General features: G+C 61.9%; 20 protein-coding genes. 13 read left to right on the top strand and 7 right to left on the bottom strand.

All coding sequences use genetic code 11. The features are described 5' to 3' along the window. Window positions 1–181: 181 nt before the first annotated feature. The 3 genes from ACW5W8_RS03745 to nadK all read right to left on the bottom strand — a co-directional run bounded on the left by ACW5W8_RS03745 (window position 182) and on the right by nadK (window position 4,186). A complete protein-coding gene (locus tag ACW5W8_RS03745) occupies window positions 182–1,072 on the bottom strand; it encodes a manganese-dependent inorganic pyrophosphatase (protein WP_040065992.1) in 891 nt (296 codons plus the stop codon). A 314-nt stretch (window positions 1,073–1,386) separates the two neighbouring features. Further along, window positions 1,387–3,051, bottom strand: a complete 1,665-nt coding sequence (gene recN, locus ACW5W8_RS03740; protein ID WP_421332608.1) for a DNA repair protein RecN — start codon at window positions 3,049–3,051, stop codon at window positions 1,387–1,389. A gap of 250 nt (window positions 3,052–3,301) precedes the next feature. Next, a complete protein-coding gene (gene nadK / locus ACW5W8_RS03735) occupies window positions 3,302–4,186 on the bottom strand; it encodes an NAD(+) kinase (RefSeq protein WP_498626468.1) in 885 nt (294 codons plus the stop codon). Between the two features lie 291 nt (window positions 4,187–4,477). On the opposite strand from nadK, the gene grpE reads away from it, so the two are divergent. The 3 genes from grpE (at window position 4,478) to dnaJ (ending at window position 8,524) form a co-directional block, all read left to right on the top strand. Continuing rightward, window positions 4,478–5,053 (top strand): nucleotide exchange factor GrpE, encoded by a 576-nt coding sequence (gene grpE, locus ACW5W8_RS03730; RefSeq protein WP_236270990.1) that lies wholly within the window; start codon window positions 4,478–4,480, stop codon window positions 5,051–5,053. Between the two features lie 298 nt (window positions 5,054–5,351). Then, the gene (gene dnaK, locus ACW5W8_RS03725) at window positions 5,352–7,280 is read left to right on the top strand and encodes a molecular chaperone DnaK (protein ID WP_498626466.1); all 1,929 of its coding nucleotides are present in this window, start codon (window positions 5,352–5,354) and stop codon (window positions 7,278–7,280) included. 101 nt (window positions 7,281–7,381) lie between these two features. Beyond that, window positions 7,382–8,524: a molecular chaperone DnaJ gene (dnaJ, locus tag ACW5W8_RS03720; RefSeq protein WP_033136595.1), complete on the top strand. Its 1,143-nt coding sequence runs from the start codon at window positions 7,382–7,384 to the stop codon at window positions 8,522–8,524. 61 nt (window positions 8,525–8,585) lie between these two features. Here the strand turns inward: dnaJ and ACW5W8_RS03715 are convergent, their stop codons facing one another. The 3 genes from ACW5W8_RS03715 to ACW5W8_RS03705 all read right to left on the bottom strand — a co-directional run bounded on the left by ACW5W8_RS03715 (window position 8,586) and on the right by ACW5W8_RS03705 (window position 10,482). Beyond that, window positions 8,586–9,314 carry an MgtC/SapB family protein gene (locus tag ACW5W8_RS03715; RefSeq protein ID WP_021231152.1) on the bottom strand — a complete coding sequence of 243 codons (729 nt, stop codon included), beginning with the start codon at window positions 9,312–9,314 and terminating at the stop codon, window positions 8,586–8,588. Window positions 9,315–9,532: 218 nt separating this feature from the next. Continuing rightward, window positions 9,533–9,937: a hypothetical protein gene (locus tag ACW5W8_RS03710; RefSeq protein ID WP_075115460.1), complete on the bottom strand. Its 405-nt coding sequence runs from the start codon at window positions 9,935–9,937 to the stop codon at window positions 9,533–9,535. Window positions 9,938–10,296: 359 nt separating this feature from the next. Beyond that, window positions 10,297–10,482 carry a YgaP family membrane protein gene (locus ACW5W8_RS03705; RefSeq protein WP_033136592.1) on the bottom strand — a complete coding sequence of 62 codons (186 nt, stop codon included), beginning with the start codon at window positions 10,480–10,482 and terminating at the stop codon, window positions 10,297–10,299. Window positions 10,483–10,570: 88 nt separating this feature from the next. On the opposite strand from ACW5W8_RS03705, the gene ACW5W8_RS03700 reads away from it, so the two are divergent. The 9 genes from ACW5W8_RS03700 (at window position 10,571) to ACW5W8_RS03660 (ending at window position 20,363) form a co-directional block, all read left to right on the top strand. Next, a complete protein-coding gene (locus tag ACW5W8_RS03700) occupies window positions 10,571–10,885 on the top strand; it encodes an ArsR/SmtB family transcription factor (RefSeq protein ID WP_498626465.1) in 315 nt (104 codons plus the stop codon). After that, window positions 10,885–11,298 (top strand): YeeE/YedE family protein, encoded by a 414-nt coding sequence (locus ACW5W8_RS03695; protein ID WP_498626464.1) that lies wholly within the window; start codon window positions 10,885–10,887, stop codon window positions 11,296–11,298. The genes ACW5W8_RS03700 and ACW5W8_RS03695 overlap by 1 nt, the downstream gene beginning before the upstream one ends. A gap of 13 nt (window positions 11,299–11,311) precedes the next feature. Then, window positions 11,312–11,782 (top strand): DUF6691 family protein, encoded by a 471-nt coding sequence (locus tag ACW5W8_RS03690; RefSeq protein WP_498626463.1) that lies wholly within the window; start codon window positions 11,312–11,314, stop codon window positions 11,780–11,782. A gap of 41 nt (window positions 11,783–11,823) precedes the next feature. Further along, entirely contained in the window at window positions 11,824–12,873 is a 1,050-nt protein-coding gene (locus ACW5W8_RS03685) for an efflux RND transporter periplasmic adaptor subunit (protein WP_498626461.1), read from the top strand. Further along, entirely contained in the window at window positions 12,866–16,030 is a 3,165-nt protein-coding gene (locus ACW5W8_RS03680; RefSeq protein ID WP_498626460.1) for an efflux RND transporter permease subunit, read from the top strand. The genes ACW5W8_RS03685 and ACW5W8_RS03680 overlap by 8 nt, the downstream gene beginning before the upstream one ends. A gap of 79 nt (window positions 16,031–16,109) precedes the next feature. Further along, complete coding sequence (locus ACW5W8_RS03675) at window positions 16,110–17,249, top strand: efflux RND transporter periplasmic adaptor subunit (protein WP_498626459.1); 1,140 nt, start codon at window positions 16,110–16,112, stop codon at window positions 17,247–17,249. After that, window positions 17,242–17,949, top strand: a complete 708-nt coding sequence (locus ACW5W8_RS03670) for an ABC transporter ATP-binding protein (RefSeq protein WP_498626458.1) — start codon at window positions 17,242–17,244, stop codon at window positions 17,947–17,949. Before ACW5W8_RS03675 ends, ACW5W8_RS03670 begins: the two co-directional genes overlap by 8 nt. Further along, complete coding sequence (locus ACW5W8_RS03665) at window positions 17,950–19,164, top strand: ABC transporter permease (RefSeq protein WP_498626457.1); 1,215 nt, start codon at window positions 17,950–17,952, stop codon at window positions 19,162–19,164. After that, a complete protein-coding gene (locus ACW5W8_RS03660; RefSeq protein ID WP_124929826.1) occupies window positions 19,164–20,363 on the top strand; it encodes an ABC transporter permease in 1,200 nt (399 codons plus the stop codon). The genes ACW5W8_RS03665 and ACW5W8_RS03660 overlap by 1 nt, the downstream gene beginning before the upstream one ends. Before the next feature lie 52 nt (window positions 20,364–20,415). On the opposite strand, the gene ACW5W8_RS03655 is transcribed toward ACW5W8_RS03660, so the two are convergent. Further along, complete coding sequence (locus ACW5W8_RS03655; RefSeq protein ID WP_498626456.1) at window positions 20,416–22,878, bottom strand: diguanylate cyclase domain-containing protein; 2,463 nt, start codon at window positions 22,876–22,878, stop codon at window positions 20,416–20,418. Window positions 22,879–23,308: 430 nt separating this feature from the next. Between ACW5W8_RS03655 and lplA the strand changes: the two genes are divergently transcribed. Then, window positions 23,309–24,325 carry a lipoate--protein ligase gene (lplA, locus tag ACW5W8_RS03650; protein WP_498626455.1) on the top strand — a complete coding sequence of 339 codons (1,017 nt, stop codon included), beginning with the start codon at window positions 23,309–23,311 and terminating at the stop codon, window positions 24,323–24,325. Window positions 24,326–24,360: the final 35 nt, after the last annotated feature.

Here is a 24,360-nt window from a genome sequence, read left to right as displayed (position 1 = left end):
CAGCCGCAAATATGTAAGCAAAGTTATGGCGTTAACTGTCAATAAGCCGTGAAAGGAGTAAGCGAGAGACCGCAGTGGTGAGCAAGATGGTCAGCAAGCGGATAGGGAGTGCCGCTGGCGGTGGCGATGAAAAAGCCCTGCGCAGAGGCAGGGCTTTGGAATAGGTGATGGCGAGGGAAGATCAGGCCTTGGCCAGCAGATCCATCACCCAGGGCAGACCCTGCTTCTTGCGGCTGACAAAGCCCGGGTGGTAGCTGGACTCTGCCGGTACTTTGGCGTGCTCGGTAAAGTAGATACGGCTGGCAGCCGCAGTCAGGTCAGTCACCATCAACACGAAGAAGTCGAGCCCTTCGCTCGCCACGCGCTGGGCCATCTCCTGCTGCAGGGCTGGCAGGTGCTCGGCCAGTTGCTGTTCGCTGCCCACTTCGATCTGGCTCATGATGAAGTTCAACCCTTCGGCTTGGAATGCCTTCTCATCCTGCTGCAGCAGTTGAGCTGGAGTCAGGCCGCTCAGGTCGGTTTTCGCCATCAGCAGCTGTTGGCCGAATTCGGCCAGCGATACTTCGGCCAGCGGTGCCAGACGCTCACAAGCGATCTTGTCCTGCTCGGTGGTGGTGGGCGAGGTGAGACAGAGGGTGTCGCTCATGATGGCGCCCAGCATCAGGCGAGCCTGGCTGCGGGTCACAGTGCCTTGCTGGCTCAGCAGATCGAAGGCGATGGTGCAGGTGCAGCCGACGGCACGGATCCAGGCATCCAGCGGAGACTGGGTGACCAGGGTACCGAGACGGTGGTGATCCACCAGACCCAGTACATTGGCTTGTGCCAGTGTGGCAGGACCCTGTTCCAGATCACTGAAATCCACCAGCCAGACATCTTCACCGGTCAGATCTTTGGTCAGCAACTCGGGTTCGCTGACGCCAGCCTGCTCCAGAATAAAACGGGTTTCGGTGCGCAGGTCACCCAGACGCCATGGGGTGGCCTGACGGCCCTGGCCATTGAGCCAGTCGGTGATAACCAGCGCACTGCAGATACTGTCGCTATCAGGATTCTTGTGACCAAAAACGTGGATCATAGACAAAGCCTCACAATTGGATACCCATAAAGGGGGGCAACACTATGCGAAATCCGCTACATGAAGGCAACCGGATCCACGTCCATGTTGCTGCCAGCTTCGCCTAACTCGCTATTTTATTGATCTGGGTCGGTAATCCTGACGCGAGTTCAGTTATCACAGTTGGCTATTGGCTATTGGCTATTGGCTATTGGCTATTGGCTATTGGCTATTGCTGACTGCGCAGGCTATGGCACTCGTTCTTGCCTGCGCAGTCAGCATGTTCTGTCAGCGTTATCAGTCGCCATCGCTGCAAGTGGGCTTTATTGCCTGATTCAGCGACGCAGCAGCTCGCGGGCATTGGCCAATGTGTTGTCGGTGATCTGGTCGCCACCGAGCAGGCGTGCCAGCTCGTTGAGACGGGCTGTCTCATCAAGGTTACTCATTTGGGTTTCGGTGGTTTTGCCATCGGTATGCTTGCTCACCACCATATGCTGGTGGCCGTTGCCAGCCACCTGAGGCAAGTGAGTGACCACCATCACCTGAGTGGACTCCCCGAGCTGGCGTAGCAGGCGACCTACCACAGCGGCAGTCGGGCCGCTGATCCCCACATCCACCTCATCGAAAATCAGGGTCGGAGTGGAGATCTTGCGGGCGCTGATCACCACGATGGCGAGGCTGATGCGCGACAGCTCACCGCCGGAGGCCACCTTGCCAAGCGGCTGGATCGGTTGGCCCGGGTTGGTGGTGACCATAAACTCCACCCGATCTATACCTAGCGGAGAGAGGCTGCTCTGGGCATCGGGGCGCACCTCGATGGCAAAGCGGCCATCGGGCATCGCCAGTTCGTGCATGCTGCAGGTTACCTTGGCGCCCAGCTCCTGGGCGTAACGCTGGCGACTCTGGCTCAGGGCTTCGGCGGCCTGCACAAAAGCTTGACGGGCATCGGCCAGCTCATCTTCCATCCCCTCTAACCGCTCCTCATCGGAGTTGAGGCGAGCGAGATCCGAGGCCAGCTCCTGATGGTACTGAGCCAGATCTGCCGGTTTGACATGGTGCTTGCGGGCCAGATTGATCGCCTTGGAGAGGCGGGCCTCCAGCTCGTTGAAACGTTCGGGATCCAGCTCCAGCCGATCGAGGTAGCTGCGCAGTTCGCTGTGGCTCTCCTGCACCCCGATCAGCGCTTCGTTCAGCATCTCCAGTACCGGGGTGAGGCGGCTGTCCATGCTGACCAACCCCTCGGCCCGATCGACGGCCGATTGCAGCAGCCCTGCGATAGTGGTCTCTTCGTTGTCATAGAGCAGGTCGAGGCAAGCCCCGCACTCTTGCATCAGTTCTGTGCCGTTGGCGAGACGCTGGTGCTCTTCCTCGATCTCTTCGAACTCCCCCGGTTGCAGGGCAAATTCGTCCAGCTCCTGCACCTGGTACTCGATAAGCTGACGGCGCGCTTCCCGCTGCTGCTGCTCGGCCTTGAGCCGGTTCAGTTCGTTTTGCAGTTGGCGCCACTGCTGATAGTGCTGGCGCACCTCGTCGAGCAGCAGATGGTGACCGGCATAGCCATCGAGCAGAGCGAGCTGGTAGTCCGGTTTGAGCAGCATCTGGTGGGCATGCTGACCGTGTACGTTGACCAGCAGCTGGCCCAGATTCTTGAGCTGGGTGAGGGGGACGGGCACGCCGTTGATATAGCTGCGTGAGCGCCCCTCGGCTGAGATGACTCGCCTGACGATACACTCACCTTCGTTTTCCAGCTCGTTGGTAGCGAGCCAGGCGCGGGCGGCCGGGTTGTTGTCCAGCAGGAAGCGGGCGCTGACCTCGCTTTTGTCGCTATCGGGTCGCACCATGCCGGCTTCGGCCCGCTCTCCGAGGCAGAGACCGAGGGCGTCGATGGCGATGGATTTACCGGCACCGGTCTCACCTGTGATGCAGGTCATGCCCGGTTGCAGATCGAGTTCGAGAAACTTGACGATGGCGAAGTTGTTGACGGTCAGCTGGGTCAGCATGGTCTCATCCTGTATAGGTCAACATTACTGTGTATGCATCCAGTATATACTGGTCTTATATACAGTAAAGAGGGCACCGTCATTTTTAACAAAGGAAAGCCGCGCCAGTGCGGTATGGCTATGAAAATGCGGTACTGACTATTGGGACGCGGTACGGATATGAGAGTGCAGGGGACGTTGCCACGACAGAAAAGAGAAGGGCGCCAATTCAGGCGCCCTCTCTGGCAATGCCGTTGTCGGTCAGCGACGATTAAAACAGCTTGCTGCCCCAGCCGAGCTTGTTGCGCAGCACGTGGAAGTAGCTGTAGTCGAGTGGGTGAACCAGATGAAGCTGATGATGGCTCTTCTTGATGAGTATCTCGTCCCCCGGGTGGACCGCCAGCGTCACCTGGCCGTCACAGCTCACCTGCATGGCATCGTCCTGATTGTCCGGCGAGACCAGCAGCCGTACTTCGCTGTCGGCATCGAGCACGATGGGGCGACTGCTCAGGGTGTGCGGGAACATGGGTACCAGCGTGATGGCGTTGAGTTTGGGGGTGAGGATGGCGCCGCCCGCTGACAGGGAGTAGGCGGTGGAGCCGGTCGGGGTGGCGACGATGATGCCGTCCGAGCGCTGGCTATACATAAAGCTGCCATCGATATAGACCTCAAACTCGATCATGTGAGCGATCTTGCCCGGGTGCAGCACTGCTTCATTCACCGCCAGATTGCTCGATTTGCGCTCGCCGTGGCGATAGACCGAGGCTTCCAGCAGGAAGCGGTGTTCGCTCTTGTAGTGACCGGAGAGCACCTGCTCCAGCGGCAGCAGGTAATCTTGTGGCGAGAGATCGGTCAGAAAGCCGAGGTTGCCCCGGTTGACCCCGATCACCGCCACATCGAAGCGCGACAGCACCCGCGCCGCCCCCAGCATGTTGCCGTCACCGCCGACCACGATGGCAAGATCGGCTTGCTGGCCCAGTTGCACCAGATCCATCACGTGTTCATCGAGGATGCTCAGGGTCTGGGCGACCCGGCTCTCCACCAGTACCCGAAAGCCGCGGGCGGTCAGGTATTGATGCAGGCCGGTCAGCGTCTGGTTGGCCCCCTCATGGTGGGGTTTGCCAATCAGGGCGATGGTTTTGAACGGAGAATCCATAGTCAGTCAGATCTGGGATGGGTATTGCGGGCCAGTATACAGTGCTTTGCTCCGCTTGTGACGCTCTCCCGTGTGACGGGGCCGGCTATCCCCTTGAGGCTACTGGTTAAACGGTGAGCGGTAACCCGGATAAACCGACGGTTGCTGCTATTCAGCAACCCTGATTGCCCTTTACCCCTTGAAAGCCGGGGATGCATCCCCATAATAGCGCCAACATAGTCGGTCTGTTGTCGTCCGGTCGCTCAACCAGACGTCAGGGCCCTCATAAGTAACCCCGGAATTGGAGATGTCATGAACCACGAAGAGCAAAAGGTTGAAGCGATGGAGCAAGTGGAAGCCCAGCCAGTCGAGCCGACCGATGTAGACAGTGAAGTGACAGCCGAGCAGGCCCGCATTGCCGAACTGGAAGCGCAGCTGGAAACCGCCATCCAAAAAGCGGCGGAAGAGCGTGAACGCGCCCTGCGTACCGCCGCCGAGATGGAGAACCTGCGCCGTCGTACCGAGCTGGATGTGGAGAAGGCGCACAAATTCGCTCTGGAGAAGTTCGCCAATGAACTGCTGCCGGTGCTGGACAACCTTGAGCGAGCCATCGAACTGGCCGACAAGGAGAACGATGCCCTCAAGCCGATGATCGAAGGTGTCGAGCTGACCCTGAAATCCATGCAGAGCGGCGTGGCCAAGTTTGGTCTGGTAGCGCTCGACCCGATCAACCAGCCGTTTGACCCCAACGCCCATCAGGCGATGAGCATGGTACCGAGTGCCGATGTGGCGCCGAACACCGTGATCGCCGTAATGCAGAAGGGCTATGACCTCAACGGTCGGGTGATCCGTCCGGCCATGGTGATGATCGCCAAAGCGGTCGACTGATTGGCTGTGGGTGCCCGAGCCCGCCCCGTGGCGGGCTTTTTGTTTCGCAGTGCAGCACCTGCTCATCTTGCCCGGTTTAACGGCTCAACGTGACCGTGCAACCATGACAAAGGGTGTGGTTTTTTAGGGTTGGGGCTTGAAGCTGCGTCTGGCGACCCCATATAGGTAGCAAGGCCGCGGCGGCACAAAAAATTTGATGCCGGGAGCTTGAAAGCCAGATTGGCAGCCCCCACCTAGCCGTTAACGCATTAAGGCGAGTTCCTCGCCAGTTTATTCAAAGTATTTGGAGATTCGTCAAATGGGTAAAATCATCGGTATTGACCTGGGTACTACCAACTCCTGCGTCGCTATTCTGGATGGCGACACTGCTCGCGTGATCGAGAACGCAGAAGGCGATCGTACTACTCCGTCCATCATTGCCTATGCCGATGATGGCGAGATCCTGGTTGGTCAGCCGGCCAAGCGTCAGGCCATCACCAACCCGAAAAACACCCTGTTCGCCATCAAGCGTCTGATCGGTCGTCGTTTTGAAGATGAAGAAGTGCAGCGTGACCTGAAAATCATGCCGTACGCCATCGCCAAAGCTGACAACGGCGACGCCTGGGTTGAAGTGAAGGGCAAGAAAATGGCACCGCCGCAGATCTCTGCCGAAGTGCTGAAGAAGATGAAGAAGACCGCCGAAGACTATCTGGGCGAGCCGGTAACGGAAGCCGTTATCACTGTTCCGGCCTACTTCAATGACGCCCAGCGTCAGGCTACCAAGGATGCCGGTCGCATCGCCGGTCTGGATGTAAAACGCATCATCAACGAACCGACTGCAGCAGCTTTCGCCTACGGCGTGAACAAGGTCAAGGGCGAGCGCAAGGTTGCCGTATATGACCTGGGTGGCGGTACTTTCGATATCTCCATCATCGAGATCGACGAAGTTGAAGGCGAAACTACCTTCGAAGTACTGGCGACCAACGGTAACACCCACCTGGGTGGTGAAGACTTCGACAACCGCGTCATCAACTACCTGGTTGACGAGTTCAAGCGTGAGCAGGGCATCGACCTGCGCAACGACCAGCTGGCTCTGCAGCGTCTGAAAGATGCCGCCGAGAAAGCCAAGATCGAGCTCTCTTCTGCCCAGCAGACTGACGTCAACCTGCCGTACATCACTGCAGATGCCACCGGTCCGAAGCACATGAACATCAAGGTAACCCGTGCCAAGCTGGAATCTCTGGTGGAAGACATGGTGAAGGACTCTCTGGAGCCGGTTCGTGTCGCCCTGAAAGACTCCGGTCTGGCAGTTGGCGAGATCGACGACGTGATCCTGGTTGGTGGTCAGACCCGTATGCCGCTGGTTCAGAAGACCGTTGCCGAGTTCTTCGGCAAAGAGCCGCGTAAAGACGTCAACCCGGACGAAGCCGTGGCCATGGGTGCAGCCATCCAGGGTGCCGTACTGTCCGGTGAGAAGACCGACGTACTGCTGCTGGACGTCACCCCGCTCTCCCTCGGTATCGAAACCATGGGTAGCGTGATGACTGCGCTGATCGAGAAGAACACCACCATCCCGACCAAGAAGTCCCAGGTGTTCTCCACTGCCGAAGACAACCAGTCTGCCGTGACCATTCACGTGCTGCAGGGTGAGCGCAAGCGCGCCAGCGACAACAAGTCTCTGGGCCAGTTCAACCTGGAAGGCATCCGTCCGGCACCGCGCGGTCTGCCGCAGATCGAAGTGACCTTCGACATCGATGCCAACGGTATCCTGCACGTCTCTGCGAAAGACAAAGAGACCAACAAAGAGCAGAAGATCACCATCCAGGCCTCCTCTGGTCTGTCTGATGACGAGATCGAGCGCATGGTACGCGAAGCCGAAGCCAACGCGGCCGAGGACAAGAAGTTTGAAGAGCTGGTACAGGCTCGCAACCAGGCTGATGGTCTGGTCCACTCCGTACGCAAGCAGATCACCGAAGCCGGTGAAGCCCTGCCTGCCGACGACAAGACCAAGATCGAAGCCGCTCTGAGCGAGCTGGAAGCGGCCATCAAGGGTGACGACAAGGCTGCTATCGAAGCCAAACAGCAGGCGCTGCTGGAAGCGTCCCAGAAGCTGATGGAAATTGCCCAGCAGCAGGCTCAGGCCCAGGGTGCAGCCGGTGCTGATGCCGGTCAGTCCTCCTCTTCTACCAATGCTGACGACGACGTAGTCGACGCCGAGTTCGAAGAAGTGAAAGACGACAAGAAGTAAGCCCTACCCAGATGGGCGGAGTCCGCTTCGCCCATCGGCTTGGTCAATGAATTCACGGGCGTTGGGTAACCAACGCCCGTCTGCGTAACCACAGGATGAGTATGTCGAAGCGCGATTTCTACGAAGTACTGGGTGTGGCGAAAGATGCCGACGATCGCGAGATCAAGAAGGCGTACAAGCGCCTGGCCATGAAGTATCACCCGGATCGTAACCAGGGTGATGCCGCATCCGAAGAGAAGTTCAAAGAGGTCAAGGAAGCCTACGAGGTCCTGACCGATGCCAACTTGCGTGCCCGTTACGACCAGTACGGCCATGCCGGTGTTGACCCGAGCCAGGGTGGCGGTGGCCACGGTGGCTTTGGCGGCAATGCCGACTTCGCCGACATGTTTGGTGACGTATTCGGTGATATCTTCGGCGGTGGCCGTGGGGGTGCCCGTCGTGGCCCGGCCCGTGGCTCCGACCTGCGCTACACCATGGAGCTGACGCTGGAAGAGGCGGTTCGCGGGGTCTCCAAGGAGATCAAGGTGCCGACCCTGGTTCACTGCGAAGTCTGTAACGGCTCCGGTGCCCACACGGGCAGCAGCGCCCAGACCTGCCCGACCTGCCACGGCTCCGGCCAAGTGCAGATGCGTCAGGGCTTCTTTGCGGTGCAGCAGGCGTGTCCGCACTGTCACGGTCGCGGCAAGATCATCAAGGATCCGTGCCGCAAGTGTCACGGTGAAGGTCGCTACCAGCGCACCAAGACCCTGTCGGTGAAAATTCCGGCGGGCGTCGATACCGGCGATCGCATCCGTCTCTCCGGTGAAGGGGAAGCGGGGGAAGCGGGGGCGCCGGCAGGGGATCTCTACGTACAGGTGCACGTCAAAGAGCACGAGATCTTCGTGCGTGACGGCAACAACCTCTACTGCGAAGTGCCCATCAGCTTCACCGCAGCTGCCCTGGGTGGCGAGATTGAAGTGCCGACCCTGGATGGCCGCGTCAAGCTCAAGGTCACTCCGGAGACCCAGACCGGCAAGATGTTCCGCATGCGTGGCAAGGGCGTGAAGTCCGTGCGCTCCGGTCAGGTAGGGGATCTGATGTGCAAGGTGGTGATCGAGACGCCGGTCAACCTCACCGAGCAGCAGAAAGAGCTGCTGCGCCAGCTGGACGAGTCGTTCAGCGGTGCCGCTGCCAAGACCCACAAGCCGAAATCGGAAGGCTTCTTCGAAGGGGTGAAACGCTTCTTCGACGATCTGACCAGCTGATTTCAGCCACCCGAATAAACAGAGCCGGCCTTGTGCCGGCTCTTTTTTTGATCTTTTGCTGTCAATCCGTGGTACTGGTGCGCCAGAACACCTGCTTGATATGGGGGTGGATGCCGAGTTTCACCATCAGGGCATCCAGCTCGTCGCCATCGATGGAGGTAGCCAGCAGCACCGCAGAGATCTCCAGATCCCCCTCGCCAAACGGCTCGATATCGAGTTCGCTCAAGGGGTAGTTGGCCTGCTCCAGCATCTCCTCGAGCCAGTGCAGCACCTCCTTTTGATGCTCGCGCGGGGTCAGGGCCGTCACCTTGTAGGTGACTTCGGTGTCCAGATTGTCTACCGGGCGACGGTTGATCTGGTTGACCAGCGGTCGCAGCAGGGTGTTGGCGGCGAGCACGAACAGGGCGCCCAGAATTGCCTCCATGGCCAGCCCGGCGCCACAGGCGGCGCCGACTGCTGCCACGCCCCAGAGGGTGGCGGCGGTGTTGATGCCGCGGATATTGCCCGACTCGCGCATGATGACGCCGGCGCCGAGAAAGCCGATGCCGGAGACGATATAGGCCACCACATGGACCACGTTGTAGTTGCCGCCGTGCAGGTCATAGATACGCTGGGCCAGACTGACGAACAGGGCGGCCCCCACGGCGACCAGCACGTTGGTGCGCAGGCCTGCGGTACGCTGGCGGTACTGGCGCTCCAGCCCGACCAGACTGCCAAGCACAAAGGCGAGCAACAGGCTGGCCAGGGTGTCGAGCAGGGAGATCATGTCAATTTGTTGCCACATCTTCATGGCGTACTCCTTCTGATAAGCGCTGGCTTGACGCAATCCATGATGAAACGCCGGATGGCGGATGGATCAGGGGATGATTGCGCGGATGGCCAGCAGACAAACAAAAACGCGGTGTCCCGGGGCGCGAGCACCATCAGATGCCCTGATGCTCGGCGAGGACGCAACAAGCGGGGCCAGCGTGGCTGGCCCCTTTCACTGTGGTTAACGCAGGTGTGCGGTCAGTTGAGCTCGGGATCGCAGTCGATGCGCGGGCGCAGTTGCCAGCGCACCGGATGTGCCACCCCGACCTGATGAACAAACTGCACCAGATAGCGGCGCTGGGGCGGGGTGCACTGCAGGTTGAGCACCAGCTCTCGCCCGCCGCCGCGACCCGGCTTCATCGATTGCATCGGTTGCAGCCCGGCCGGTTGCAGGGTGTGGTTCACCATATCCAGCACCTGCTCCATATCGGCGCGATCCTCGCAGCGGATCTGCAGCCGGTAGTGATGCTGACGCGGTTTGCCGCCCAGCCAGCGTGGCAGCATGCCACGGCCGAGCCGGCTCAACAGGGGGTGAGCCCGGGTAGCAACAGAACCTGTTGCTACCGCGCGATCCGCAGCCGGTTTGATTGAGATAAAACGCATAGCAGCCTCCTTGTGGGAAGCAGAAACTATGCAGGCATGGCGACCGTGGCGATTGGCCTCTGGTTGCCAGACGTCAAGTGTAAAAAGAGAAGAGGGGAGTGGATTTCCGCTTCTCGCAGGGCTGCGAGCATGCGGCAGAGAAAGACCTGCGGCTAGCTCGCGACCTTGGTACCGACGATGAGGGTCGGTCTACAACTGTCACTTGATGAGTTGCCCACTGATGGTCTCCGCTATTGATAAGAGGCTCGAATGATAGCCGAGGCGGCTGGCTGGGTAAACCCCGCGCCGCCCGCAGCAACATCTTGAAACATAATCGAAAGCCCCGTTTTACCACGCAGGATTGCCAAAATCCGACCCGGTTATTTCAATCCCATCCGCTTGAGGATCATCGCGGCCGGGCAGAAACCGGTGAACGCGCTCTGGATCAGGTTGACCCCGACAAAGGCACTCAACCAGACAAAGCCCGGATGAACCCAGGTGGTAAGGATCAGTGAGAGCAACAACATGCAACCCGCGACGATTCTGACTCCGTTATCTACTGTCATGGCCCTTCTCCTTATCTACTTTAGATGTTGCTAATTTAGTGTTGTTTTATACAATAGAACAAATATCAGCAATTGCTAATTTACTCTTATGAGCCAATTCGACGAGATGAACAGACATGCGACAGCTGCAGCCTCCCTGCTCAAGGCGTTGGCTCATCCCGAACGCCTGATGGTGCTCTGCCAGCTGGTGGAGGGGGAGAAAGGCGTCGGGGAGCTGCTGGCCCATAGCCAGCTGGGGCAGTCGGCCTTCTCCCAGCAACTTTCGGTATTGAAGCGCTACGGCCTGATCCGTTCGCGCAAGGTCTCCCTGCAGATCTACTACTCGTTGGTGAGCGAGGCGGCCGCCGATGTGCTGGGTGCGCTGCAAACCCATTTTTGTCACTCAGAAAATAAGGAGTCTTGATGATGGAAAGCCAATGGCTGCTCTCTTTGGGCGGCGGCATGCTGGCGGGGCTGTCGGCCCTGATCCTGATGTTGTTCAACGGCCGGGTGGCCGGGATCAGCGGCATTCTGGCCGGTGCACTGCAACACCGTGCGCCCTGGCGGGTGTTGTTTCTGCTGGGGCTCGGGGCGGGCGCCTGGTTGGCGCTGACCCTGGGCTGGGCCAGCATGCCCGCATTCACCACCTTGCCCGGCTGGCCTGTGGTGCTGCTGGCCGGTCTGCTGGTCGGGGTCGGTACCCGTCTTGGCAATGGCTGCACCAGCGGCCACGGCATCTGTGGCATGGGGCGGCTCTCCCTGCGCTCCATCGTCGCCACTCTCACCTTTATGGCGGCAGGCTTTATCACCGTCTTCGTCACTCAACATCTGTTGTAAGGGGCTGATCGCCATGACATTGCTGACAAGTTTGTTTGCGGGCCTGCTGTTTGGACTGGGGATGGCCATCTCCGGCATGGTGGATCCCGCCCGGGTTACCGGTTTTCTCGATCTGGCCGGGGCCTGGGATCCCAGTCTCGCCTTCGTGATGGGGGGCGCCCTGCTGGTCTTTATGCCGGGTTATTTTCTGCTGGTGAAACCCCGTCGCCAGAGTGTGCTGGGGGAGCCCATCGTCGCCGTACCTGCCCCAAAGTTGGATCGCAATCTGGTCGGCGGTGCTGCGCTGTTCGGTATCGGCTGGGGATTGGTGGGTATCTGCCCGGGGCCTGCCTTGAGTCTCATTTCCAGCGGCCAGCCCATGATAATGTTGTTTATAGCGGCCATGGTGGCCGGGATCTTGCTGTTTGACAGAGGGCTGGCCAGGGGGCTGACCAAGGCGCCAGCTCGGGGAAAGGGTAAGGTACGCCAGTCCCATACCGGCTGATCCCGTGAAGTGACTGATGATGCCAGGGAAGGAGAGTGACGATGGAACAGAACCGGTTGCTGGTGATCACCTTGTTGGTGATGACATCGCAGGCCATGACATCCGCCCTGGCCGCAGAAGGGGAGCCTATTGCCCCGCTGACAGAGCCCTTGCTGACAGTGGCGCCACAGCCAGTGACCGACTGGCTGACGCTGGATGGCACCGTCAGTGCCATCAATCAGGGGACGGTGGCGGCCCAGACCAGCGGCCGCGTCTCCCGCATGCTGGTGGATGTGAACGATCAGGTGCAGGCGGGACAACCGCTGCTCGAGATCAGCGGCAAGGAGCAGTTTGCCGCCGTCACGGGTGCCCAGGCGCGGCTGGCCCGGGCGCAGGCCCAGCAGGTGGAGGCAGAGCGCCAGCTTGCCCGCTTTCAGGCACTGATTGCCAAGGGCGTGATCACCCGCGCCCAGCTTGATAATGCCGAGGCTTCCGAGCGCGCCGCCCGCGCAGAGGTCAATGCCGCCAACGCGGCCCTCACTCAGGCCCGTGAGGCCTACGGTTATACCCGCATTCTGGCTCCCTACGCCGGAGTGGTGACCAAGCGGCTGGTGGAGTTGGGGGAGACGGTGGCCCCGGGTACCCCGCTGCTCTCCGGCTTCTCCCTCGACACATTGCGGGTGGAGGTGGAGTTGCCCCAATCCGCCCTGACGCTGGCTCGTGAGCCTGCGGATGTGCAGGTGCTGCAGCCCGATGGCAAGTCTGTTACCCCGGTCAAACTGACCAGCTTCAACTATGCCGACAGCCAGAGCCACGCCTTCAGGTTGCGCCTCGACTTGCCGCCGCACACCGCCGGGGTATTGCCCGGCATGTGGCTCAAGGTGCAGCTCAAGCAGGGTGAGCGTCAGGTGTTACAGGTGCCGGATCGCGCCCTGCTGCGGCAAGGGGAGTTCAACGGCGTCTATCTGCAGCAGCCCGCTGGCTGGGCCCTGACGCCGGTGCGGGTCGGCCATTGCGTCGAGGGACGGTGCGAGATCCTGGCCGGGCTGCAAGCCGGTGACAAGCTGGCCCCCGATGGCTGGGCGCAGCAGCAGGAGGTAGCCCATGAGTAGCGAGCAGAACGGCAACAAGGAGAGGCTGGGGCCTGCCGGTCGGCTGGCTGCGCTGTTTCAGGGCTCGGCCATCACCCCGCTGCTGGCACTGGTGGGGCTGTTGCTCGGTCTGTTTGCTGTGCTGGTGACTCCCAAGGAGGAGGAGCCGCAGATCGATGTCACCTTCGCCGATGTCTATATTCCCTTCCCGGGAGCCACTCCGGCTGAAGTGGCCTCTCTCGTTACCACCCCTGCCGAGCAGGTGGTCTCCCAGATAAAGGGTATTGATACCCTCTACTCTTTTTCCCAACCCGATGGCGCCCTGCTGGTGGTGGTGTTCAAGGTGGGGGTGAGCCGCGAGCAGGCTATTGTCGATCTCAACAACCAGCTCGACTCCAACCGTGACTGGTTGCCACAGGGGATCGGAGTTGGTCAGCCACTGGTAAAACCCCGGGGGATCGATGATGTCCCCATCGTCAGTTTGACCTTATGGAGTAAAGAGGGGAGCAAGCAACTGGGGGCACCCGAGCTGACCCTGGTCGCCCATGAGCTGGAGACCGAACTCAAGCGCATTCCCGGTACCCGCGATATTTACACGCTGGGCAGCCAGAGTGCCGTGTTGCGGGTGATGCCGGATCCGGCGGCCCTCAGCGCCCACGACATCAGCTGGGGCGATCTGAGCCAGCGACTGGCGGCCGCCAATCAGGTGGGCCCGACACTGGCCATCGAACAAGACAACCGGGAGATCAAGGTACAGGTGGGGCAGTTCCTGCAAAGTGAGCAGGAGGCTAGAGAGCTGGTGGTGGGGCTGCACGACGGCAAGCCGGTCTATCTGGGGGAGGTGGCCAGGGTCTCTCTGGGTCAGGAGACCCCGACCAAACGCAGCTGGATGGGGCAGGGGGATCGCAGTTATCCGGCGGTGACCCTGGCTATCGGCAAGCAGCCGGGTCAGAACGCAGTCGATGTGGCCAAACGGGTGGAGGCGCGGGTCGAAAGTTTGCAGAACCGACTGATCCCTGCCGGGGTTGAGGTGACGGTGACCCGGGACTACGGCGTCACCGCCGAGACCAAATCCAACACCCTGATCGGCAAGCTGATTTTTGCCACCACGGCGGTGGTGCTGCTGGTACTGGTGAGCATGGGCTGGCGCGAGGCGCTGGTGGTGGGTGTGGCCATCGTCATCACCCTGGCGCTGACCCTGTTTGCCAGCTGGGCGTGGGGCTTTACCCTCAACCGGGTGTCGCTGTTCGCGCTGATCTTCTCCATCGGCATTCTGGTGGATGACGCCATAGTCGTGGTGGAGAACATCCACCGCCATCGCGGTTTGGGCAAGGGGGCGCTCAAGGATCTGATTCCGGGGGCAGTGGACGAAGTAGGGGGGCCAACAATACTGGCGACCCTGACCGTCATCGCGGCCTTGCTGCCGATGGCCTTTGTCAGTGGCCTGATGGGCCCTTACATGAGCCCCATCCCCATCAATGCCAGCATGGGGATGCTCATCTCCCTGCTGGTGGCCTTTATCTTCTCCCCTTGGCTGGCGAGCCATTTGCTCAAGGGGGAGGCGCACGGTGCCCACGGCGAGGCCAAGGCGGGTCTCTTTCACCGGCTGATGACCCCTTTCCTGATCGGTGATGGCGCCAAGCGCGCCAGACGCAAGCTCTGGCTGGTGGTGTTGCTGCTGGTCGGGGCTGCCGCCGCCATGCCCATGGTGCAGTGGGTAGTGCTCAAGATGCTCCCCTTTGACAACAAGTCGGAATTCCAGCTGGTGCTCGATATGCCGGAGGGGGCGACCCTGGAGCAGACCGAGCGTACCCTGCTGGCGGTCGGACGAGAGCTTGCCAAGGTGCCTGAGGTGAAGGATTACCAGATCTACGCCGGCGCCGCCGCCCCCATCAACTTCAATGGCCTGGTGCGCCACTACTTTATCCGCAGCGGCGCCAACGTGGGGGATATTCAGGTCAATCTGGTGGACAAGCATGAACGGGATCGCAGCAGCCACCAGATTGCCCAGTCGGTTCGGGAGCCGCTGCAGGCTATCGCCAGCGAGGCGGGGGGCAACCTGAAAGTCGTTGAGGTGCCGCCCGGCCCGCCGGTCTGGTCACCCATCGTTGCCGAGGTGTATGGCCCGACTCAGGCCGCCCGCGAAGCGGCGGCGCGCGCCGTTCAGGCCCGCTTTGTGGCCACGGCCGATCTGGTGGACGTGGATATCTATCTGACCGACCCGCAGCCCAAGTGGCGGCTGGTGGTGGATCGCAGCAAGGCGGCCCTGCTCGGGGTCGATCTCGGGGATCTGGTGAACACCCTCAATGGCGGGGTGGGTTATCAGGATGCCAGCTGGCTGCAGGGGCACGGTGCCAAGTATCCGGTGCCGATCCGCATCGAACTGGCTCCCGGTGACAAACGGGATCTGGCGGGCGTACTGGCCCTCAAGGTGCGCAGCCAGAGCGGCCAGCTGGTGCGGGTCTCCGAGCTGGTGAGTCGCCGTGATGAGGTGGCCCCCAGCTATATCATGCACAAGAACATGCAGCCCATGGTGATGGTGGTGGCCGATATGGGCGGCCATACCGACAGCCCGCTCTACGGCATGTTTGCCGCCGGTGCCGATATCGACCTGCCCCAATATTACGTGCAGCAGCCCGATAAATTGGGGGAGGTGGCGCTGTTGTGGGACGGGGAGTGGAAGATCACCTACGAGACCTTCCGCGATATGGGCATCGCCTACGGGGTGGGGATGATCCTCATCTATCTGCTGGTGGTGGCCCAGTTCCGTTCCTATCTGGTGCCACTCGTCATCATGGCCCCCATTCCGCTCACCATCATAGGGGTGATGCCGGGCCACGCCCTGCTGGGGGCCCAGTTTACCGCCACCTCGATGATCGGGATGATTGCGCTCGCCGGGATCATCGTACGCAACAGCATCCTGCTGGTGGACTTTATCGAGCAGCAGCGCAGCGCCGGGGTGGCGTTCGAGCAGGCGGTGATCGAAGCGGCGCAGGTGCGGGCCAAACCCATCATGCTGACGGCGCTGGCGGCGATGATCGGGGCTCTGTTTATCCTCGATGATCCCATCTTCAACGGACTGGCCATCAGTCTGATTTTCGGGATCCTGGTCTCCACTTTGCTCACCCTGGTGGTGATACCCTTGCTCTATTATGCCCTGCTCTCCCGACGCTCATGACGGGAGTCACTAGCGAAGGCGAAATGATGCCCTGCTCTCCTGTTGGTCGTGACGGGAGTTATTAGCGAAAGGATGCGCGATGAAGAGAGGTTGGTTGTGGTGGGGAAGTGGCGCCGTGGTAGCGGTGGCTGCTGTGGCATGGTGGTGGCGACCGCAGCCGACGCCGATCAGACTGGCTGAGGTCGGGCGGGGGGATGTGCTGGTCACTGTGGTCAATACCCGGGCTGGCACCATCAAGTCGTGTCAGCGGGCCGGGCTCAGTCTGCCCGGTGGCGGCGTGGTGGAGCAGATCGCCGTCAAGGCCGGGGAGCGGGTAGCCCGGGGAGATCTGCTGCTGACCCTCTGGAGTGATGATATTCACGCCGATCTCGCCCGGGCCCGCGCCCAGCAGGCCCTTGGCAAGACCCAGCGCGAGGAGCGTTGCAGCGAGGCGGCCTACTACGAGCGGGAGGCCAACCGGCTGGCCACCTTGCTGGCCAAAAATCTCACCTCCCGCACCCTCGCCGAGCAGGCCCAGAATCTGGCTGATACCCGCCGCTATGTCTGCCAGGCATCCCGTCAGCAGGAGCGGGTCGACGAGGCGCAGGTCGCCCAGGTGGAGGCCCGCTTGAGCGAGCGCCGCCTGCTGGCGCCGTTTGCCGGAGTGGTGGCTGAGGTCAACAGCAAGCTGGGCGAATACATGACCCCCTCACCGCCCGGAGTGGCCATGCCCCCGGTTATCGATCTTATCGACGATCGCTGCCTCTATGTCTCAGCCCCCATCGATGAAGTGGATGCTGCCCGCCTCAAGGTGGGCCAGTCTGCCCGGGTATTGCTCGACGCCATGCCCGGGCGCGATTTTGCCGCCAGCGTCACCCGCATCGCCCCCTATGTGAAAGAACTGGAGAAGCAGGCTCGTACCGTGGAGGTGGAGGCGACGCTCACCACTGTGCCCACCGATGTCCCCCTGCTTATTGGCTACAGCGCCGACCTTGAGGTCGAGGTGACCCGCGCCACCGATGTGCTGCGGGTAGCGGCCAGCAGCCGGGCCGACGATGGCAGTGTGCTGCGGCTGGAAGGGGATAAGCTGGTGCGGGTGGTACCCCGCTGGGGTGTGGAGAACTGGAACTGGATTGAAGTGGCCGAGGGACTCGCCGCCGGTGAGCGGCTGGCGGCCCAGCCCGGACAGATTGTCGGGGATGGCCCTTTCAGCGCCGCTACGGAGCAAACGGATGAGTGATCTCATTCGCCTCGAAGCCGTCAGCCGTCGTTTCACTCTTGGCGGCAGCGAAGTGGCCGCCCTCGATCGCGTTTCCCTGCGGGTTGCCGAGGGGGAGTATCTGGCGGTGATGGGCCCCTCGGGCTCCGGCAAATCGACCCTGCTCAATGTGCTGGGGCTGCTGGATCGGCCCGATGAGGGGCGTTACTGGCTGGGAGAGGAGGATACCGCCACCCTGTCAGAACCGGCGCTGGCCCAGCTGCGCGGCCATCGCATCGGCTTCGTGTTCCAGTCGTTTCACCTCATCTCCCGCCTCACCGCCCGTGAAAATGTCGAGCTGCCGCTGATGCTGTGCGGGATCGCTCCCGCCGAGCGCCATCGTCGCAGCCAGCAGTTGCTGGGAGAGCTGGGGCTGGAGAACCGGGCAGGACACCGCCCAGCCGAACTCTCCGGCGGTCAGCGCCAGCGGGTAGCCATCGCCCGGGCCATGGTGATGGCACCGCGGTTGATCCTGGCCGACGAACCCACCGGCAATCTCGACTCCCGCTCCGGGGAGGAGGTGATTACCCTGCTGGAGGGGCTCAACCGGGAGCAGGGGATCACGCTGGTGGTGGTGACCCACGATCCGCGCCTCGGGGAACGGGCGGGCAGGCGGATCCTGATGAACGATGGCCGCATCAGCACCGATAGCATTGATAGCACTCATAGCGGTGGGGGCTGAATGCGGCGGCCCGACGTTATTCGCTTTGCCGCCGTGGCCCTGCTGCGCCAGCGCTCACGGGCGTTGGTGCTGATCCTGGCGGTGAGTCTGAGCGTCACCTCGGTGCTGCTGCTCACCTCGCTGGGGGAGGGGGCAAGGCGCTATGTGGCCGACCAGTTCAGTTCCCTTGGCAAGGATCTGCTGGTGATGTTCCCGGGCCGCAAGGAGACCACCGGCGGGCTGCCGCCGGTCACCGGCAACAGTCTGCGGCAGATCACTCTCGATGATATGCACTACCTTGGCCAGCATCAGCCCAAGGTGCGGCTGGTGCCGCTGGTGATGGGCTTTGCCGAGGCCAAACAGGGGGCGCGGCTGCGCCAGACCATGCTGCTTGGCAGCAGCAACGGGCTGCGCGATACCCACGGGCTGGAGCTGCTCTCCGGCCGCTGGCTGCCGGGGGATGCCGCAGAGGATCGACCGGCCGTCCTGCTCGGGGCCAAGGTGGCCCGTGAGCTGTTCGGTCAGGCCGATCCGGTCGGCCAGTGGCTGCGTTTTGACAATCGCCGCTTTCGGGTGGTGGGGGTCTTCACCAGCCAGAGCAGCAATCTGGGGATGGATATGGCCGAGGCCGCGCTGATCCCGGTCGGTAGCGCCATGCGGCTGTTCAACACCGAGGGGCTGTTTCGGCTGCTGATCCAGCCGCTGGCGGGGCAAGCGGTGCCCCCGCTGGTCAAGCGACTGGAGCAGCTGATGCAGGCGCGCCACGGGGTGCTCGATGTGACCGTGGTGCGCCGCGACGCCATGCTGGCTACCTTCTCCACTATTCTCTCGACCCTCACCCTGGCAGTTGCCGGCATCGGCGCCATCAGCCTGCTGGTCTCCGGCATCATGATGATGAATCTGGCGCTGATCAGCACCCGCCAGCGCACCGGCGAGATCGGCCTGCTCAAGGCGCTGGGGGCCGACAGCCGCCAGATCCACCAGCTGTTTTTGTGGGAGGCGCTGCTGCTGAGCGGCAGTGGCGCGCTGTTTGGCACTGTGTTGGGCTATGCCCTGGTGGCCCTTGCCAGGGTGATTTGGCCCGGATTTCCGGCGGCGGTCCCTCTGCTCGCTACTTTCTGCACCATACCGGCGGCCCTGCTGACCGGGCTGTTTTTTAGCTGGCTGCCCGCCTCCCGGGCGGCACGGCAAGATCCGGTCAGCAGCCTGCGCAGCGGGCAGTGGAGCGGTGGCTGATGCGCGCCGCTGATCTGCTGTTCTGGTTGTGGCGTGCCCTGCTGGCAGGGCGCAGTCGCAGCCTGCTGTCGGCGCTGGGTATCGCCATCGGGATCGCTTCGGTGACCCTGCTCACCGGCATCGGCGAGGGGCTCAGGCTCTATCTGCTCGACAGCTTCTCCCAATTTGGCACCCGGCTGATCGCCGTGACCCCGGGCAAGACCGAAACCGCCGGCGGCCCGCCCGGCATCCTCTCCAGCAGCCGTCCCCTGCTGCTGGAGGACGCCGATGCCCTCGCCAGATTGGCAGGGGTAGAGGCGGCGCTCCCTGTGGTACAGGGGCAGGGGGAGGTGCGCAGCCGCGGACTGACCCGCAGCACCGCTATTCTGGGCACCGGCCCGGCTGCGCTCTCCGGCTGGCGACTCACCCTGGTGCAGGGACGTTTTCTGCCCGCGGACGACAGTGCCATGCCCCGCGCCTATGCGGTGCTGGGGGCCAAGGTGGCGGCGGAGCTGTTTCCCGGCGGCGATGGGCCGGGGAGTCTGCTGCGGGCCGGTGATCGCCGTTTTCGGGTGGCCGGGGTGCTGGCCCCCAAGGGGCAATTTCTCGGCTTTGATCTGGACGACATGATCTATCTGCCCGCCGCCCACGCCCAGGCGCTGTTCAACAAGGAGGGGCTGCAGGAGATCGACGTCATCTATCGCGCCGGGCAGACGGAGGCCGACATCACCGCTCAGATCCGGCGGGTGCTGATCGCCCGCCACGGCGCCGAGGATTTCACCCTCACCTCCCAGCAGGACATGCTGACCAGCCTCGACAAGATACTCTCCATCATCAAGCTGGCGGTTGGCGGGCTCGGCATTATCTCGCTGCTGATCGGGGCGGTCGGCATCTTCAGCATCATGAGCATCGCCCAGCAGGAGCGGATCCCCGAGGTGGGTCTGCTGATGGCGCTGGGGTGTCCGCGGCGGCGCATTCTATTGCTGTTCCTGCTCGAAGCCGTGGTGCTGGCGCTGCTGGGCGGAGCCATGGGACTGACCTTGCTCGGGGGGCTCAAGCTGCTGCTCACCCTGCTGGCGGCCGGCTTGCCGCTCACCCTTCATCCTCTCTATCTGCTGCTGGCGCTCGGTTGCAGCGCCCTGGTCGGCCTGCTGGCCGGGGTCGCTCCCGCCTTGCGGGCAGTGCGTCTCGACCCCGTGGTAGCCCTGCGCGGTGACTAGGCCGCCCCTTTCGCAAGAGTCGCATTACGCTCGGGTCTGAACAGGGGGAAGACTAGGCGACCACCTCCGCAACCGACAGGCTGCGTTCTGATCTGAACAGGGGAAAGTAGCGGCGATCCGCCTGACTCATGTGGCCGACCACCAGCTCCTGAATGATGAAGTTGAGCAGTTCGTCGTTGCCCAGTCTCCCCGCTTTGGCAGCGTGCAGCAGCTGGCTTGCTTTGTTGAGCAGGCGCTGGTGATCCTGACGGTGGCTGACGAGTTCCTGATAGTCGATCTCCGCCAGCATCTGCTCTTCAAAGGCGAAGTGGTGGCGTGCCATGTCGAACAGGCTCTCCAGACTCTCCAGAAACGGGGCCGGATCCTCGTGCTGATCTTTCATCCGCTCCAGCAGCCGGTTGGTCAATACGAAGAGCTGGCGATGCTCGGCATCGATACGCGGGTGACCGCACTCGTGGCCGGGTTGCCACAGCAGGGCGCCCTGCTCGGGATCAAGGCCTTCGGTATAGAGGCAGACCCGGCCGCGGCCGCGACTCTTCGCCTGATACATCGCCTGATCGGCGTGGTGCATCAGCGTCTTGGCATCCTCCCCGTGCTCGGGATAGAGCGCCAGCCCGATACTGCTGGAGATGAGCAACTCCTGCCCCTCCAGCTGGAACGGATGACGCAGCTGCTGGTGCAGCTTGTCGGCCACCGCCAGCACTTCGTCGCCACTCTCCGGCAGCAAGATAACGAACTCGTCGCCCCCCAGCCGTGCCACCAGATCCTGTTTGCGCACGCAGTGGCTCATCCGCTCGGCCACCATATTGAGCAGAATATCCCCGGTCTCATGGCCGAAGGTGTCGTTGATCGGCTTGAAGTGATCGAGGTCGATAAACATCAATGCCAGCGGACGGGGCGTCTCCTGCTCCATCAGCTCCTTGAGCCGTTGCTGCAGCAAGCGGCGATTGGGCAACCCGGTGAGGGGGTCGTAGAAGGCGAGGCGGCGCATCATCTCCTCCCGCGCTGCCCGCTCGGTGATATCCCGGGTGACCCCGAGGATCGCCTCCGGCTGGGCATTGTGGTTGCCATGGAGGGTGGTGATGGTTTCGGTGGCCACCAGATGGCCATCCTTGTGGCGCAGTTGGGTGCGAATGACCCGGCGGGTCTGGTCATGCTCTCCCCGCTGCCATGCCTCCAGGGTTGCGGAGATCTCCTCACGCAGCAGTTTCCTTGAGGCATCCGGCAGCAGCTGTTTGAGGGGCAGGGCAAACAGCTCGGGGGCCTCGTAGCCGCTCAGGGGGGCGATAGCCGGGCTGACATAGCGAAAGCGCAAGCTGGCGGCATCCATGGTCCAGATCACATCGGCACTGTTCTCCGCCACGAAGCGATAGTGCTGCTCGCTCTGGGCCAGTTCACGGGTCAGCCGCTGGCGATCCCGCGCCTCCTGGCGCAGGCGCAGATAGAGGTGCAAGAAGATGCCGAGCAGGGTCATCAGGGTAAAGGTGATAAGCATGGCCACCGCCACGCTCTTGTCGAATAGTTGCCGTTGCTGGCGCAGCCGCTCCTGCGCCGGGTCGTAGATAAAGCGGTCGAGGTTGGGCAATACCGTGAGCATGCCCGCCTCCAGATAGGTTTTGGCGATCTGCAGCCAGCGCTCCTGCTGCATGTAGCCAGGTTCGATCAGATCCGGCTGCATCAGCGCTCTGGTTTCGCGAGCCTCGAACTCCAGCTGTTCACGGCCAGCCCCGGTCGGGTACTGCTCCATGATGAGGTTGATCATCTCTTCGGGGTGGTCCATCGCATAGCGCCACCCCTTGAGGCTGGCCTGCTGGAAGGCGTAGACCCGATCCTGTCGGGTGATCAGCTCCCGCTCGGAGGTAAACAGGTTGTCGCCGTAGAAGTCGAAGTCGATGGTGCGCGGACTAAAAACCCGATAGGGGATCTCTTTTTGTTGCAGATAGAAGGGCTCGGTAGTGCTGTAGGCGCTGATGGCATCCACCTTGCCCGCCAGCAGTGCCTGAATCCCCTGTTTGTAGGGAAGGGTGACCCAGTCGCGGCTGCGGGTATGGTGGGAAAGGTAGGTCAGCAGCTCGTTGGAGCCAGGCTCCAGCATCAGTCGCTTGTTGGCCAGATCGGCCGGGTTGCGAATATCTGGCCGATCCAGCGTGAGCAGGATCAGCGGCGAGTGCTGCAGCAGGGCGGCGAGCACCACCACCGGACGACCGGCAGCCCGATCCAGCAGCAGATCACTGCCGCTGATGCCAAACTGGGCCTTTCCCGAGATCACCTCGCTGACCACATCGGTCCGGGCGTTCGCTTCGCGCAGGGTGACCTCTAAACCGGCCTCCCGATAAAATCCCTTGGCGATGGCCGCGTAGTAACCGGCAAACTGGAACTGGTGTTGCCACGGCAACTGGACGATGACCTGCTCGCCGGCGCGCACGGAGGGAGAGGTCAGGGTCGCGATGACCATACTGACCAGCATTGGCAGAAACCAGCGGAGGGGCTGGCGGGGGGCTGCGTTCTCCGTCATACAACGTTTCTCTCGGGAGCGATGTCTAGGCTAGATTCAAGCAATTTTGTGTCACCTGCAAGGGGAGAAAAGGCGTTTGCAATGGGGTATAGGGGGGTTGGGAAGTCATTTTTGTGTCATTCATCACACGGGATGGATACATGCCGCTTTTTTGCAAGTTACGTGACCAATAAGAGAGTCATATGGCCTATCGAAGTGGTCGCATTCTAGCCACTTTTTCCCGTTTTTATCGTTGTCATTGTGGCTTGACTGCATTTTTTCCGTGGTTGCACGTCAAGCTGTGTCGTTATATCAATAGATACTTTTATGGGGCGGTCAGGTGTGACGCAAATGTGTCACGGCTGCTGCGCACCGGTTAATGTGCGATGGCTCAGTGATGGTACCCCGTCAGTGTTATCATGCTGCCCCCAGTTCCGGATAAGGTCTTTTTATGTCTCGCCTGCGTCTGCTTGTCTCCGACTCTCACGATCCCCTGTTCAATCTGGCCGTTGAGGAGTGCATCTTCCGCCAGATGGACCCCGGCCAGCGGGTGCTGTTCCTCTGGCGCAACGCCAATACCGTGGTGATCGGCCGGGCCCAGAATCCGTGGAAGGAGTGCAATACCCGCCGGATGGAAAAGGACGGGGTCACCCTGGCGCGTCGCAGCAGCGGTGGCGGCGCCGTGTTCCACGACCTTGGCAACAGCTGCTTCACCTTCATGGCGGGCAAGCCGGAGTATGACAAGAGCGTCTCTACCGCCATCGTGCTGGACGGGCTCAAGCGATTGGGGATCGAGGCGTTTGCCTCCGGTCGCAACGATCTGCTGGTGGCCACCCCGGACGGGGAGCGTAAGGTATCGGGGTCGGCCTATCGGGAGACTCTGGATCGCGGGTTTCACCACGGCACCCTGCTGCTGGACGCCGATCTCGGCCGCCTTGCCAACTACCTCAACCCCGACCCCAAGAAGCTGGCGGCCAAGGGAATCACCTCGGTGCGCAGCCGGGTGGCCAACTTGTGCGAACTGCTACCGGGGATCGACCATCAACAGGTGAGCGAGGCGCTGCAGGAGGCGTTTTTCCACCACTACGGTGCGCGGGTCGAACCCGAGCATATCTCCCCGGCGCAGATGCCGGATCTGCCGGGCTTTGCCGAGACCTTCGCCCGCCAGCGCAGTTGGGAGTGGAACTATGGCCATGCCCCGGCCTTCAGCCATCTGCTGGAGGAGCGCTTTAGCTGGGGCGGGGTGGAGCTGCACTTTGATGTGGAGAAGGGGGTCATCACTCGGGCGCAGCTCTTTAGCGATACTCTGGAGCCAGCCCCGTTTGATCTGCTGGCGGCCGAACTGGCGGGTTGCGGTTATCGACCGGACGCTGTTGCCGCGCGCCTGCAGCCCTGGTTGGCGACCTTCCCGCAGCAGCAGAGCGAGCTGGCGGAGTTTGCCGAGTGGCTGTTAGCCTCCCTGCGTTGAGGGGGGGGCTCTGCACTGATGGCGGTCCGTTAGTG

The organism is Aeromonas aquatilis (assembly GCF_054052405.1).
Note: the sequence above shows the minus strand (reverse complement) of the source record. Positions and strands in the feature narration are given on the sequence as shown.

Bases quoted from the DNA above. Each gene is read 5' to 3' on its own strand.
- ACW5W8_RS03690 (WP_498626463.1), top strand. From the start codon at position 11,312: ATGACATTGCTGACAAGTTTGTTTGCGGGCCTGCTGTTTGGACTGGGG.
- dnaJ (WP_033136595.1), top strand. From the start codon at position 7,382: ATGTCGAAGCGCGATTTCTACGAAGTACTGGGTGTGGCGAAAGATGCC.
- lplA (WP_498626455.1), top strand. From the start codon at position 23,309: ATGTCTCGCCTGCGTCTGCTTGTCTCCGACTCTCACGATCCCCTGTTC.
- ACW5W8_RS03705 (WP_033136592.1), bottom strand. From the start codon at position 10,482: ATGACAGTAGATAACGGAGTCAGAATCGTCGCGGGTTGCATGTTGTTG.
- ACW5W8_RS03700 (WP_498626465.1), top strand. From the start codon at position 10,571: ATGAGCCAATTCGACGAGATGAACAGACATGCGACAGCTGCAGCCTCC.
- dnaK (WP_498626466.1), top strand. From the start codon at position 5,352: ATGGGTAAAATCATCGGTATTGACCTGGGTACTACCAACTCCTGCGTC.
- ACW5W8_RS03685 (WP_498626461.1), top strand. From the start codon at position 11,824: ATGGAACAGAACCGGTTGCTGGTGATCACCTTGTTGGTGATGACATCG.
- recN (WP_421332608.1), bottom strand. From the start codon at position 3,051: ATGCTGACCCAGCTGACCGTCAACAACTTCGCCATCGTCAAGTTTCTC.
- ACW5W8_RS03660 (WP_124929826.1), top strand. From the start codon at position 19,164: ATGCGCGCCGCTGATCTGCTGTTCTGGTTGTGGCGTGCCCTGCTGGCA.
- ACW5W8_RS03745 (WP_040065992.1), bottom strand. From the start codon at position 1,072: ATGATCCACGTTTTTGGTCACAAGAATCCTGATAGCGACAGTATCTGC.
- grpE (WP_236270990.1), top strand. From the start codon at position 4,478: ATGAACCACGAAGAGCAAAAGGTTGAAGCGATGGAGCAAGTGGAAGCC.
- nadK (WP_498626468.1), bottom strand. From the start codon at position 4,186: ATGGATTCTCCGTTCAAAACCATCGCCCTGATTGGCAAACCCCACCAT.
- ACW5W8_RS03680 (WP_498626460.1), top strand. From the start codon at position 12,866: ATGAGTAGCGAGCAGAACGGCAACAAGGAGAGGCTGGGGCCTGCCGGT.
- ACW5W8_RS03695 (WP_498626464.1), top strand. From the start codon at position 10,885: ATGATGGAAAGCCAATGGCTGCTCTCTTTGGGCGGCGGCATGCTGGCG.
- ACW5W8_RS03670 (WP_498626458.1), top strand. From the start codon at position 17,242: ATGAGTGATCTCATTCGCCTCGAAGCCGTCAGCCGTCGTTTCACTCTT.
- ACW5W8_RS03710 (WP_075115460.1), bottom strand. From the start codon at position 9,937: ATGCGTTTTATCTCAATCAAACCGGCTGCGGATCGCGCGGTAGCAACA.
- ACW5W8_RS03675 (WP_498626459.1), top strand. From the start codon at position 16,110: ATGAAGAGAGGTTGGTTGTGGTGGGGAAGTGGCGCCGTGGTAGCGGTG.
- ACW5W8_RS03655 (WP_498626456.1), bottom strand. From the start codon at position 22,878: ATGACGGAGAACGCAGCCCCCCGCCAGCCCCTCCGCTGGTTTCTGCCA.
- ACW5W8_RS03715 (WP_021231152.1), bottom strand. From the start codon at position 9,314: ATGAAGATGTGGCAACAAATTGACATGATCTCCCTGCTCGACACCCTG.
- ACW5W8_RS03665 (WP_498626457.1), top strand. From the start codon at position 17,950: ATGCGGCGGCCCGACGTTATTCGCTTTGCCGCCGTGGCCCTGCTGCGC.